A 13,207-nucleotide genomic window follows, 5' to 3' on the forward strand; every position below is an offset into this window, starting at 1 on the left:
AATATAGGAAAGCCTGGGATATGAGCCTCAGGCTTTTTCTTTTTCAGGGCCTGATGTATATCTTTTCATTTGTTTTAATGCTGCTTGATCTACAGCTGTCGCCAATTCAATTAGATGCAATGTCAATTGATGGATCTCTTCATATTCTTGTGGTGTTACTACACCATCCTCATACGCTTCATAGACAGCTTTGTTAGTCTTTCCTGACTTAATGTTGTGCTGCATCATTGCCTCAAAAATCGACAATTCGTGGTGTTTACTGCGGTCACATGTCACAGGAACTAATGCAAAGCCAAGTTCATGCGCCCAAATTTTTAAAAGCGCTGGGTTCTGGGTGTAATAGAGAATTGCTTCTAACTTTTTAATACTGGGTAAATGGTTCGGCATATTGATATTTGCGTAATTGCAAATTGTGTTATGTGAATCTCCAAGTACCTGCGCAATATCTTTAGGCGTAAATCCCGGTGTATTACTTATCATCTGCCAAATTGCGTTTTGGGCTTCTCGGCTTAAATTAATTTCCATATGTGAATCCTTTGTATTTATTCACGTTTACCTTTTCGTACTTTAGTAAGAAATTAGGCTTATTAAGAGCTAATGCTATTTAATCCTTTGCGATCAGCAATCAACTCTCCATTGGTTTGAATTTCAAATACAGCTTGAGTTTTAAGAGGGATTTTTTTTCGCCAATAACTTATTACGGATCTATCTTTATTAAGGATTCGAGCAAGTTCAGCATCGTTTTTAGCCTGAAAGTGATTTTTAAGATCATCAACAGTCATGTTTAGTTTCCAGAACAATTTGTTCACTTAATTGAACTATAAGTTTAGGAACATGTCAATTTTATTGTTTAGTATTTTAAACAAATATTAGGTTTATCAATTATGCAAACCACGTCTGATAGAATTTCGTTACGAATGCGCCAACTTGGTCTACAGCATAAAGATTTAGTTGCTGCGACTGGAGCAAGCAAGGGAACTGTTACCAATTGGATTAGTGGTGTAAATAATCCAACCGGAAACCGATTAGTTCAGTTAGCTCAAGTTTTAGGGACTACATCTGAGTGGTTGTTAAATGGCACTTCCACTGAGATTAGAGACTCAGAAAGTATTCATTTCGCACCAGTTGAATTTATAAGTGCAAATACAAAAGGTCGCCTAACGAACGTACGTATTCCAATATACAAAGATGTTAAAGCTTCATGCGGCACAGGAATTCAAAACTTTTTAGAGGATGCTAGTGAGTACCTTGAAATAGATCCGCAGATATTAAAACTAATGGGTATTCAGACCAACCCTGTTAATTTGCGTATTATTTATTCAGCTGAATATAGTATGTATCCAACCATTGCACCTGATAGCCCTTTATTTGTTGATATTTCTGATAAAGATCATGATGCATTAAAAAATGGAAGTGTTTACGTTTTCACTCATAATCATGAATTACGCATGAAACGAATTTTTGTAAGTTATGCAGGTTCAAAAACAGTTAGGCTGACAAGTGATAATCCTGATAAAAATAGATATCCCGATGAGTTTATTACAAATGAACAGTTGAATGAGATCAACTTTGTTGGGCGTCTAGAGCTAGCTCTGGTAAAACCATAAATACAACTAAAATCTTTAAGAGAGAAAGTATTATGATAGCAACACTTAATAAGTCTAAAACTGCGCTAACAATAAATCGTCAAGAATTTAAATTAGCTTTAGCTAAAGTTGGTACTGGAATTGATAAACAAATAGCTTCTTTTAAAAAAGCCAAACAAAGCTACGATTCTTCTGAAATTGCAAATGAGATCATTAGTGAAGCAAATATCTTTGAAGCCATTATTCAAGGGTTTAACGAGGCTGAAGAAACTAATTTAAAATTAACCGATATAACCAATCTTGAATTAGCACAAGGATGGATAGATGAGTTTTTGGAAAAATATTCAAACGATTAAGTACTATAATAATTTTTAATTTAAACAATGAAATAGGCCCACAATATGAAAGATATAATATTTAAAAACTTTGAAGAGGCTGGACAAACTGTTTTAAAATTTTTATCTCAAAAATTTGGATTCAATTTATGGATGATCACTCGTACAGAAGGAGATAATTGGATCGTCCTTCAATGTGAAGATAAAGGCTATAATGTTATACCAGGACAAGTTTTCTCATGGGCGGATTCATTTTGCTCTCATATGGTTTTAGGAAAAGCTCCTAAAATAGCTCCTCATTCAGAAAAAATCCCCTTATACTTAAATGCACCAATAGCTAAAAAAATTGATATTAAAGCTTATATAGGTCAACCACTTATAAAAGAAGATGGAACTTTATTTGGTACTCTTTGTGCTATTGATCCCAATCCTCAATCCGAATCACTACTACAGGAAGAAGAATTAATTAATCTTTTTGGTAAAATTCTAAGCTATATTTTGCAAGTTGAATTACGGGAAAATGAACAGAAACGTCAAAAAGAGTTTTTTGAAGCCGTAGCTTTAAGTGATTCTTTAACGGGATTATTTAATCGTAGAGGATGGGATCAACTTCTCGCACAAGAAGAAGCCCGATGTAAAAGTTACGGTCATCCTGCTGCTATTTTTATGATTGATCTAAATAATTTAAAAATTGTAAATGATCAATTTGGACATTTTATTGGTGATGAATTAATAAAAAAGACAGCAAATCTATTAAAAATTTGCGTCCGTAATAATGATATTGTGGCTCGAATAGGTGGTGATGAATTTGCAATCCTCAGCATTGAAAATACAAAAGAGGGAGCAGAACTTTTAATTGATAGAATTCAAGAAATTTTTGCAAATGCTAATATCAGCATCGCTGTTGGCTTCGCAATTCGAAATCCTTCTTTTAGTTTATTAGAAGCGGTTCAAGAAGCTGATGAAAAAATGTATGAAAATAAACGCATGATCAAAAAATAAGATTTAACCACTTTAGTAAACTTCACCTCCCACTCAGCATGAGATTTCTTTTGCTCAAAAACCTAAGAAGAACCTACATTATGGAAACTGTATCATTTATATGTTTGTTAACTCTTTCTATATTTGGTTGCGATAATTCAGAACAAATATCGCCTGAACGCGAACACCTTAGTGAAAAATTTCAAGAAGTTGATTTAAAAATGACTATATATCTTGCAACGCTAGCAGGTCCCTCTACCCCATTAGAAGAACGCAAAAAAGTTATTTGCGAGGATTTCCCTGTTACCTACGAACAAGAATACCTTCCAATTTATTTAAAGCTGGCTGATCCAAAAGATCTCAATACAAGTACGGATTTTCAAAAAACAATAGATTCATATAAAGCTAGATACAATATTGATTGCTAATACAAAATTCTAAAAAAATAAAACCCACCCTGTGTGGGTATTATTTTGTCTATAAAGTACAGAAGTATAAACATAAATAATAAAAGTTTATTTTTATAAACAAAACTATTGACCAATTTTGTTTAGTTTACTAAACTTAATTTCATCAAATAACAAAAAAGCACATCGGACCTCTAATCAAATGTGCTTTTACTCAAGCGAGTGATATAAGTATGAACACAAATCCAAATTCTATCAACCCTGCTGTTACACATCGTGTACAGCCATTCAGCTTTATCAAAGTTGCAGCAATCAGTGGTTTATTCACAGTAGGCGCTATCGGTCTTACATATGATCAAAAAGCCACTGAATACAAACCTGCAGTAGTAGTTCCTAACACCGCCCCTTCTTCATATAGCATTCAAGCTTTAAAAGTCACTTCTAATTCATCTGGCATGGCCGTTGTTAAACTTGATAGCTTCTTACTTAAAGTTAGCTTTGATTTTGAATCTCATCTTGATAATTACGGCGTACCTGGTTCTGAATTTACTGCAGTTGATATCACGAACTTAGCAATTGATGAGATCAAAGACATTAACGGCAAGGAATATAACGACTTCACAGATTACAACGATCACCGAAATATCAATCAGATAATTATCGGTTATATCGAGCGTAACCGTATGGTGGAGGCTGTCTAATGAATACATCAACTCCAAAAAAATCAGAATTCATCAGCGATGAAAACGGTGAATTCCGCATGCGTATTTATTCGTCTGAATACATTCAGAAAAATGGTGAAATTTACCGGGTTAGTAAATCAGGCTATTTGTACCTTATCGATTTCGCAGAACATTTAGAGAAGCCTTGGATTCTTATAAATTTTGAACGTGAGCGCAAATTCCAAAAGCGTAAAGCTAAAGCTGAATTATTCAACCAACCTTGCTTTAAGCGCACGCCCTACTCATCGAATCAACGCATTGCTTATAACAATACGAAATATAATTAAGGAGTTAACCAATGGCTTTAAATATTATTACTGCTGATCAACCATTGAGTGTTAGCGCAATTATTACCTATATCTATGCTGATCCGGGTTTAGGTAAAACATCTATGGGCTTTACAGCTGATAAAGCTATTTCTTTTGACTTTGATAAAGGTTCTCATCGTACAGGTGAATTACGTCGCGGTGCTGTTGTACCAGTGGAAAAATGGACTGATATTACCAATCTAACTGTTCAAGACCTTTCACCCTTTAATACTGTCGTGATCGATACAGTTGGAGCAATGCTTGAATGCATTAAATCCCATTTGTTAAATATTCCTGAAAATAGACAAAAAGATGGAACCTTGAAATTAAAGGCACAAGGATCTGCGAACAATATGTTTAAAAGCTATATCCATATGCTTATAGCTATGGGTAAGGATGTAGTTTTTATTGCCCATGCTGTAGAGAGTGAAAATGGCGATCAGAGAATTAATCGACCAGATCTAGGTGGTAAGAATCGAAACGAACTTTACCGTATAGCTGACGTTATGGGGTATTTAACAACGGTTAGAACGCAAGAAGGTAAATCTGCAAGAGTTATAAGTTTTAGTCCATCTGATACACATCATGCCAAAAATGCTGGAGCACTTGGAGGTGAAACCGGAGAAGTCTGGGTACCAGATCTTAAAACCAATCCAACTTTTTTGGCTGACATAATTAGTCAAGCTAAAAGCCATATTAATACTTTAACACCTGCGCAAATAGTAACGATTAAGGCTCAACAAGATTTTGAAAACTGGAAGCAAAGTTGTGCTGAGGCTGAACATGCTGGCGATCTAAATCAATTGACTGAATCGCTTGATAAAGAGCACATGTATTACCAAAACATGCGTCAGACAATGCTGCTTAGAGCTGACGCCTTAAAATGCTCGTTTGATAAGGAGAAGAAGCGCTGGTTCAACCCACCAGAGTTTAAGGGCATAAATGATGAACAACGTGATGCTCTTCAAAACTTTATTGATGAACGAGGCTTTGATGTTAAATCGATTTGCGAACATTTGGGAATTGATGCACTTACTCAAATTGAAACAAACCAATTAAATGCAGTTAAAGCAGAAATTGAACAATTGGCTAAATCAGGCTTAAGGGCTTAATTACAATAAAGGACAACTAGTAATGGGTGTATTAAATATTGATTCTGAATCTCTCAAACATTTAACGAGTCTTGTTGAGAAACTTGTTAACCAAAAAGAAGAACGTAGAATTGGCCGCGCCGAATTTGCTCACTTGCTGAATATAGAACCCGAAACTCTAGACGCCAGAATTAGAGAAGGACGCTACACGAAGCCATTTAAGGATGGTCGGAAGAGTTATTGGTTCAGTTCATATGTCCAGTCTGTAATATTAGATATAGATTCAAAAAATAAAGCCACTTAAGTGGCTTTATTTTTGAGCAAATCTTTTTGTGAGTAACATAGTGAGTAACGTTATTATTTTTAATTAAAATTCATCAATAAAAGGATGGATTATACATCAACAATATCAGCAAAATTCGCACCCAAAACCTTAGCTAAATCTAGTGGATTAACCCCAATATCTAAGCCCCTTTTTCCACCACTGACATACATTTTACTTAACTGCTGTGCACTTTCACAAATAACCGTTTTTAAACGCTTTTTTTGACCTACAGGACTGATTCCACCGACTAAATATCCAGTTAAACGCTCTGCATCTTTAGGATCAGCCATATGTAATTTTTTACAAGCAAAAGCACTCGCCACTTTCTTTAAATTTAATTGATGGTTCACTGGAAGAATGGCAACAAAATAATTTTTATCATCTGTCACCATCAACGTTTTAAACACTTCTTCAACATTTAAGCCTAATTTTTCAGCAGCCTCTAAGCCAAAACTTTTTGCATTTACATCATGTTCATATTCATGAATTGAAAATTCAATTTTATTTGATTTTAAAACTTTGCAAGCAGGTGTCATAGAATAAACAAGATCAAAATTAAGAAGACTTTTGAATTATAGGACTATTTATATAAATTTTAAAATAACAATACAAATTTAAATGGTGAAAATTAATACTTGTAAAATCATGGATAACTTGATTAAAATCCTGTCATATACCTTATATTACTAGAACAATGCCATCAATCTATCAATTAAAACCAGCATTTCAAAACTTACTGCGCCCTTTTGTTCAAAAGCTTTTTAATATCGGAATCACGGCAAATCAAGTCACTTTGTTAGCGATGTTTATATCGCTCGGTTTAAGCTTTTTTCTATACCAGTATTATCTGAATCATGCTGTAAATGGGTGGTTATTGCTCTTTCCCTTGTGGATGTTGCTACGAATGGCTTTCAACGCCATCGATGGAATGCTTGCTCGTGAATTTAAACAACAATCCAACTTAGGTGCATTTTACAATGAATTGTGTGATGTTATTTCGGACACAGCACTCTATCTATGCTTGATTGCTTTTGGCTTTATCAGTGCAAAATTACTGTTATTGATTGCTTTCCTTGCAATTCTAAGTGAATACACTGGTGTAATGGCGCCACTGATTGGGCAAGAACGTCGTTATGATGGCCCAATGGGGAAAAGTGACCGTGCATTTTGGTTTAGTTTAATCACAGTCGTGATTGTCACCGTGCCATTATTCACTACAAATTTACAACTTCTCGGCTTAATCTGTAATGGCATACTCATTTTAATTGGTCTGCTGCTTAGTTTAACCATCTATAACCGAATTAAAAATAGCTTAAAAACAGCTTTATAAAACAGTTTCATATTTAGGGTAAATTCGTATGTATAACAACAGTCATCACACCTTTAAGAGTCATGATGGAACAGAATTGTTTTATCAACATTGGGCAACCAACTCACCAAGCGAAACAAAAAAAGCCATTCTTCTGTTTCATCGTGGACATGAACATTCAGGACGTATGGCGCATTTGGTCAAGGAACTCAATTTAAGTGATTTTGATTTCTTTGCATGGGATGCCCGCGGTCACGGCGATTCCCCTGGTGAACGTGGTGATGCACCTAGCTTCTCAGCATGTGTAAAAGATATTCAATATTTTGTCCAACATATTGAAGAAAACTATGGTATCGACGTCAAGAATATTGCTGTGGTTGCACAAAGTGTGGGTGCTGTATTAGCCGCAACATGGGTACATGATTATGCGCCTAAAATTCGCGCCTTGTGCCTCGCTTCCCCTGCTTTTGATATTAAGCTTTATGTGCCATTTGCCGAACCTAGTTTAAGAGTCATGGAAAAAATTCGCGGTAATTTTTTCATCCAAAGTTATGTTAAAGCCAAAATGCTGACCCATGATGAAGAACGTGCCCAAAGCTATGATACCGATCCTAAAATTGCTAAAGCCATTTCGGTGAGAATGTTGCTTGGGCTCTATGATGCCTCTAAGCGAATTGTTGCAGATTCACAAAACATCTTTGTACCGACTCAAGTGTTATGCTCAGGTTCAGATTTTGTGGTTTTTCAAAAACCGCAACGTGAGTTTTACCAAAAGCTTCCGCATCCTAAAAAAGAATTACACATTTTAGATGGCTTCTTTCACGATACTTTAGGTGAAAAAGATCGCTATATAGCAACAGAGAAAATACGCCGATTTATCCAGCAATGTTTTGCGGTTGAATATCAAGCTCCAGACGTTTTAAATGCGGACAAAATTGGTCCAAGTTGCGCTATAGCAGAAGATCTCAGTTCGCCATTACCCGCTAAATCAATGAAGAATGCATTTTGGGAAATCACCAAAAAGAATCTAAAAATTGGTAGCCATTTATCTAAAGGCTTAAAAATTGGTGAAGACACAGGCTATGACTCTGGAAGTACTTTAGATTTTGTCTATCGTAACCAATCTGAAAGTAGCAATCCTATTGGCAAAATCATTGACCGCCAGTATTTAAATGCGATTGGTTGGCGTGGGATCCGTGTTCGTAAACAAAACATTGAACATTTGGTTCAGAAATATGCGGATATTCTGATTAAAAAACGCAAACCATTGAGAATCATGGATATTGCATCTGGTCATGGACGTTATATTTTAGATGCTGTGGTTCAACTGCCAAAACGACCAGATTCGATTTTATTACGTGATTATAGCGATATCAATGTACAAGCTGGTCAGCAAATGATTGCAGCGCGAGGACTCAATGACATTGCTGAATTTGTTCAAGCAGATGCATTTGATACACAGTCTTTGGCCTCAGTTAAACCAAAACCATCACTTGCCGTGGTTTCGGGTTTATATGAGTTATTTGCAGACAATGATTTGCTACGTCAATCACTTGAAGGTTTAAGTAAAGCAATTCTTAAAGATGGTTACTTGATTTATACCGGTCAAATTTGGCACCCACAGCAAGAGTTTATTGCGCGTGCATTAACCTCACATCGTGAAGGTGATGCTTGGGTAATGCGTTTACGCTCACAAGCGGAAATGGACGCACTTGTTGAAGCTGCTGGCTTTAAAAAGGTCGACCAATGTATTGATGAGTTTGGAATATTTACCGTCTCAGTCGCACAGAAACTTTGACACCATGTAATCAAGTTAGGATCAATCAAATGTGCAAGGATGCGCACTTAACTTAGAAATGGATTAAAGAATATGTACACACTTGAAGATATGCGTAGATTTCCACTTTGGCCTAAAAACCAATTCCGTCTGAATTATGATGTAGATTTTGATGGTGATAATTATGAATGGCGTGAGTGTGTAACACATATTTTAAATGTATTAGAAAAAATTTATCCTATTGAGGTCATTTCAGAACCGCCTTTCGAACCATATGAAGATTTTATTGAACTTACATATTTAATTGGTGATGAAAAAATAACAATAGGAAATGATTTTGCATTTTCTACGATTTGGATTCAAGTAGATACCGTAGAATTAGCTTTGGAAATTAAAGATATTCTTTCTCAAGAGGTTCATCTACCTAAGGAAAGACTTTTAAAACCAAATCATTCGATAACTGAAATGAATACTCTATCTGATTCTGAATCACACATTACGGATACAGAGATTGTTTCTGATTATTCTAAAAATCTCCAACCTTATCAACTTAATAAAAATTTTATGAGCAATAATCTAATCAAAGAAACTGGGACTTGGAAATGGGGCGTACTTTGCTTAGTTTTTCTTGCGCCTTTCTTTTTCCTCACTTATGGCTTTGCAAATCAATATGCATCAGGTCTTAGTGATGTTCCAAGTATTGTCTTTGCTTGGGAAAAGCATATTCCACTTTGGGCTTGGACGATTGTGCCGTATTGGTCAATTGACCTGTTTTATGGCCTCTCCTTATTACTTTGTTGGAACAAATTTGAGCTTAAACAACAAGCGCTTAGGCTATTTTTAGCGCAAGTCATTTCGATTAGTTGCTTCTTACTGTTCCCTTTAAAGTTTAGTTTTGAACGTCCACCTTTAGATGGTTTTTTCGGTCTATGGTTTGATGTCCTCATGGGCTTTGATAAGCCCTTTAATCAAGCGCCCTCATTACATATTGTTTTGCTGATGATTCTTTGGGATTTCTATCGTCGCCATGTATCTGGGGCATGGAAATATGTGGTCGATTTTTGGTGTGTGCTGATTGGAATTTCTGTACTCACGACATGGCAGCATCATTTTATTGACCTTCCCACTGGAATACTGGTTGGCGCTTTATGCTTATGGTTATTTCCAATTTCAGTAAAATCCCCATTTAGAAAAGATGGACTGCAACTGTTAACAGCAAAACATTTAAAGCTTGGTAGTTATTACCTTTGTGGCTCAGTGATTTTCTTTATCTTAGCCTACGAGTTTAGACCTTGGGGATTGTGGCTAATTTACCCTGCTGTGAGCCTATTTATCGTTGCACATAGCTATAGTTTTGTGCGTCCACATTTTTTTCAAAAACAAGAAAATGGTAAAATGACTGTTGCTGCGCAAATACTGCTTGCGCCTTATTTAATCTTTGCTTGGCTTAATAGTCGTATTTGGACCAAAAAGCATCCCGAAGATTCTTTTATCATTCAACATGAACTTAAAAAAATCTATATTGGAAGAATTCCAGTACAACAAGATCACCACCAATACAATGCAATATTTGATTGTGTTGCTGAGTTACCCCTAAATCATGCAATGGCATATCAGCAATATCTCAGTCTAGATTTGATTCCATTACAAGCCAATCAGCTTGAGTTTGCCGTAGCACGATTAAATGATTTGATGTCGAAGCTTGAACATAGCTCTACCCAAAATATTCTGATTTTTTGTGCCTTAGGTTATTCAAGAAGTAGCGCTGTACTCACTGCTTGGCTGATTCAACAAAACCAAGATGCCAATATTGATGAAATGGTAAGCATTATTCGTAAAGCTCGCCCTTGGGTGGTATTAAAACAAGCCCAACTGGAAGAATTAGAAATTTACCATCTAAAACTGAAAGGTTTAGTGCCATGAAAATGAATTTTTATGTGGTTGCGCAACTGTTATCAGCAACCACAGCTATATTGCTTTCAGGTTATTTGGCTTTTGCCTTATCTATTTTTGCCATCCTGTTCAAAGGCTGGCAATCCATTGAGTTCTGGACGTTCATTGTCATTACATTGTTATTATCTGGGCTTCATCACTATCTCTCATTTCGAGTTAAGTTTGATGCTCAACTCATTAAAATGATTGCACGTGAATCCCAAACTGAATCTATTGAAAACTTAACCCTACAATTTGATCAAACTCTAATGAGTATGAAATTGATGCCTGCATCCAAAGCAGGACGTGATTGGTCACAGCGTTTTGCAGGATGTTTTAAACTTTTAAAACTTCAAATTGCTTTATTATTGATACAATATCTGGTTTTAATGATTTTGATTTCTAGAATTATTTAAAGCGATTTTAACCTCAACTGATACAGTTTGAACTGATATATTCAATTGTTATCGTATGATGGTTTGAATCGTCTTAAATCAAGAAAATTCTCAGTTTCTCAGCAGTGAATATCTTGAAATGCTATAAAATTCTTCTATGATTCAAAAAACAGAAATGATAAATTTATAAATGGAAACCAAGCTTTTTACTTTTTATTCAAAACTAAGGTTGGTTATATTTTTATTTTAGTCACTTAAAAAGTAGAATTTTGTACTTTAATCATCCTATTATATAGCTTGCCCCACAATAAAATGCTTCAATATCAATCGGCTTAGAGAATGAATCAACTACCTGAACAACGTTCCGAACAAGATAAAGAGTCATACAATAAACAGTCTTTAGAGCAAAAGACTCAACACTTAGATTCATCTAATGGAAATTTAGCATCACACTCTATTGCTCGCTTTATTGCATTTTTGACACGCCGTGGCGCACGACTCTTAACTGGTGCTCGTAGCTTATGGGTTGGTTGTCAGCCTGAGATGAAACAACGTATTTACTATGCCAATCACAATAGTCATATCGACTTTATCTTATTATGGTCTTCACTTCCAAAACTGATGCGTCGTAAAACTAAACCTGTTGCTGCTTCAGATTATTGGCTGAAAGATGGCTTTAGACAATTTTTAATTAAAGACACCTTTAATGGTGTTACGATTCAACGTAATCGCGAAGATAATGCAGACCCTTTACAACCTGTTAAAGACGCTCTTGCTCAGGGTTATTCCATTATTTTCTTTCCTGAAGGTACTCGAAATCTTGATGATGATCTTGAGCTATTGCCTTTTAAAAGTGGCCTCTATAACTTACATAAACAATTTCCTGAGATTGAGATTGTCCCTGTTTGGATTTCAAATCTAAGACGTGTCATGCCAAAAGGTTCTTTTGTTCCTTTGCCGTTACTGTCTACCGTATGCTTTGGCTTTCCTTTAGAACAACATTTAGAAATGGATAAAGCCACATTTATAGATTATGCACAGAAGCAGCTATTACAATTAAAAGAGGTTGAGAATCAATGATTTTAGATAATCTGAATAAAACCTATCTTTTATTTGGTATTTTTGCGGGAATTTTAGTTTTTGCATCTAGCGTGGGCTTTATTCTCAAGCAAAAAGCTGGGCAAAAACCCTCATCAGTGATTGATAATTTAAACGCACGGATCAATGCTTGGTGGGTGATGTTGATCGTCATTGGTGCAGCCATCCTATTGGGTCAAACTGCATTTATTATCTTATTTGGGATTATTTCCCTGTTTGCTCTACGAGAATTTACCAGTCTATTGCCGACACGGCGTGGTGATTATTTCCCTTTACTTATCGCCTTTTATTTTGTTATTCCCTATCAATATTATTTGATCTATATCGACTGGTACGGCTTATATTCAATTTTTATTCCACTTTATGTATTTTTACTGATTCCAATAGCCAGTCTAAAACAAGAAGATACCAAACACTTCCTTGAACGTAGTTCTAAAATTCAATGGGGACTCATGGTCTGTGTTTTCTGTATTTCCCATGTTCCTGCATTACTCAATTTAAAACTAAATGGTTTTAAAGGTGAACCGATTTGGTTAGCAATCTGGCTGATTATGGTCGTTCAAGCATCCGATGTTTTGCAATATGTCTGTGGTAAGCTTTTTGGAAAGCACAAGGTTGCACCTGTCTTGTCACCATCAAAAACAGTTGAAGGCTTAGTGGGTGGTATTGTTTTAGCCACAGCTTTAGGTGTTGCTATGGCATGGCTCACTCCATTTAGCTACCTACAAGCTGCATTGATAGGACTGGTTGTGTGTATCTTTGGCTTTTTCGGTGGTTTGGTGATGTCAGCCATCAAACGTGACCGCGGTGTCAAAGATTGGGGACAGTTGATTCATGGTCATGGTGGGATGTTAGATCGGATTGATTCTATCTGCTTTTCTGCACCCATCTTCTTTCATATTTTAAGATATTGGTGGAGTTAGTGAATAAACATGATTGTG

Annotated in this window: 17 protein-coding genes; 14 read left to right on the top strand and 3 right to left on the bottom strand. The window is 35.7% G+C overall.

What is annotated here, in order from left to right; all coding sequences use genetic code 11:
• Window positions 1-27: 27 nt before the first annotated feature.
• Window positions 28-525 (bottom strand): phage regulatory CII family protein, encoded by a 498-nt coding sequence (locus GJV03_RS10535; RefSeq protein ID WP_016539718.1) that lies wholly within the window; start codon window positions 523-525, stop codon window positions 28-30.
• A gap of 62 nt (window positions 526-587) precedes the next feature.
• Complete coding sequence (locus GJV03_RS10540) at window positions 588-782, bottom strand: hypothetical protein (protein WP_154130045.1); 195 nt, start codon at window positions 780-782, stop codon at window positions 588-590.
• A 102-nt stretch (window positions 783-884) separates the two neighbouring features.
• On the opposite strand from GJV03_RS10540, the gene GJV03_RS10545 reads away from it, so the two are divergent.
• From GJV03_RS10545 to GJV03_RS10580, 8 genes are all read left to right on the top strand, one after another.
• Window positions 885-1,607, top strand: a complete 723-nt coding sequence (locus GJV03_RS10545; RefSeq protein WP_154130046.1) for a LexA family transcriptional regulator — start codon at window positions 885-887, stop codon at window positions 1,605-1,607.
• 32 nt (window positions 1,608-1,639) lie between these two features.
• A complete protein-coding gene (locus GJV03_RS10550) occupies window positions 1,640-1,942 on the top strand; it encodes a hypothetical protein (RefSeq protein WP_154130047.1) in 303 nt (100 codons plus the stop codon).
• 45 nt (window positions 1,943-1,987) lie between these two features.
• Window positions 1,988-2,923 (top strand): sensor domain-containing diguanylate cyclase, encoded by a 936-nt coding sequence (locus GJV03_RS10555; protein ID WP_154130048.1) that lies wholly within the window; start codon window positions 1,988-1,990, stop codon window positions 2,921-2,923.
• 80 nt (window positions 2,924-3,003) lie between these two features.
• Window positions 3,004-3,330, top strand: coding sequence for a hypothetical protein (locus GJV03_RS10560; protein WP_154130049.1), 327 nt, complete (start codon window positions 3,004-3,006; stop codon window positions 3,328-3,330).
• Between the two features lie 212 nt (window positions 3,331-3,542).
• Complete coding sequence (locus GJV03_RS10565) at window positions 3,543-4,010, top strand: hypothetical protein (protein WP_154130050.1); 468 nt, start codon at window positions 3,543-3,545, stop codon at window positions 4,008-4,010.
• The gene (locus GJV03_RS10570; protein ID WP_154130051.1) at window positions 4,010-4,318 is read left to right on the top strand and encodes a hypothetical protein; all 309 of its coding nucleotides are present in this window, start codon (window positions 4,010-4,012) and stop codon (window positions 4,316-4,318) included. Before GJV03_RS10565 ends, GJV03_RS10570 begins: the two co-directional genes overlap by 1 nt.
• Before the next feature lie 11 nt (window positions 4,319-4,329).
• A complete protein-coding gene (locus GJV03_RS10575) occupies window positions 4,330-5,451 on the top strand; it encodes an ATP-binding protein (protein WP_154130052.1) in 1,122 nt (373 codons plus the stop codon).
• 22 nt (window positions 5,452-5,473) lie between these two features.
• Window positions 5,474-5,734, top strand: a complete 261-nt coding sequence (locus GJV03_RS10580) for a hypothetical protein (protein ID WP_154130053.1) — start codon at window positions 5,474-5,476, stop codon at window positions 5,732-5,734.
• An 89-nt stretch (window positions 5,735-5,823) separates the two neighbouring features.
• Here the strand turns inward: GJV03_RS10580 and ybaK are convergent, their stop codons facing one another.
• Window positions 5,824-6,291: a Cys-tRNA(Pro) deacylase gene (gene ybaK / locus GJV03_RS10585; RefSeq protein WP_154130054.1), complete on the bottom strand. Its 468-nt coding sequence runs from the start codon at window positions 6,289-6,291 to the stop codon at window positions 5,824-5,826.
• Between the two features lie 158 nt (window positions 6,292-6,449).
• Here ybaK and GJV03_RS10590 point away from each other — a divergent pair, with 158 nt between their 5' ends.
• The 6 genes from GJV03_RS10590 to GJV03_RS10615 all read left to right on the top strand — a co-directional run bounded on the left by GJV03_RS10590 (window position 6,450) and on the right by GJV03_RS10615 (window position 13,189).
• Window positions 6,450-7,085: a CDP-alcohol phosphatidyltransferase family protein gene (locus GJV03_RS10590; RefSeq protein ID WP_056511447.1), complete on the top strand. Its 636-nt coding sequence runs from the start codon at window positions 6,450-6,452 to the stop codon at window positions 7,083-7,085.
• 28 nt (window positions 7,086-7,113) lie between these two features.
• A complete protein-coding gene (locus tag GJV03_RS10595) occupies window positions 7,114-8,862 on the top strand; it encodes a bifunctional alpha/beta hydrolase/class I SAM-dependent methyltransferase (protein ID WP_154130055.1) in 1,749 nt (582 codons plus the stop codon).
• A gap of 543 nt (window positions 8,863-9,405) precedes the next feature.
• Window positions 9,406-10,764 (top strand): phosphatase PAP2/dual specificity phosphatase family protein, encoded by a 1,359-nt coding sequence (locus tag GJV03_RS10600; protein WP_035372462.1) that lies wholly within the window; start codon window positions 9,406-9,408, stop codon window positions 10,762-10,764.
• Window positions 10,761-11,189 carry a hypothetical protein gene (locus GJV03_RS10605; RefSeq protein ID WP_004719991.1) on the top strand — a complete coding sequence of 143 codons (429 nt, stop codon included), beginning with the start codon at window positions 10,761-10,763 and terminating at the stop codon, window positions 11,187-11,189. The genes GJV03_RS10600 and GJV03_RS10605 overlap by 4 nt, the downstream gene beginning before the upstream one ends.
• A gap of 318 nt (window positions 11,190-11,507) precedes the next feature.
• Entirely contained in the window at window positions 11,508-12,248 is a 741-nt protein-coding gene (locus GJV03_RS10610; protein ID WP_004719989.1) for a lysophospholipid acyltransferase family protein, read from the top strand.
• The gene (locus tag GJV03_RS10615; RefSeq protein ID WP_004719987.1) at window positions 12,245-13,189 is read left to right on the top strand and encodes a phosphatidate cytidylyltransferase; all 945 of its coding nucleotides are present in this window, start codon (window positions 12,245-12,247) and stop codon (window positions 13,187-13,189) included. Before GJV03_RS10610 ends, GJV03_RS10615 begins: the two co-directional genes overlap by 4 nt.
• The last annotated feature ends 18 nt before the right edge of the window (window positions 13,190-13,207 follow it).

Source organism: Acinetobacter sp. RIT698, from assembly GCF_009668065.1.
Lineage (GTDB): Bacteria > Pseudomonadota > Gammaproteobacteria > Pseudomonadales > Moraxellaceae > Acinetobacter > Acinetobacter guillouiae.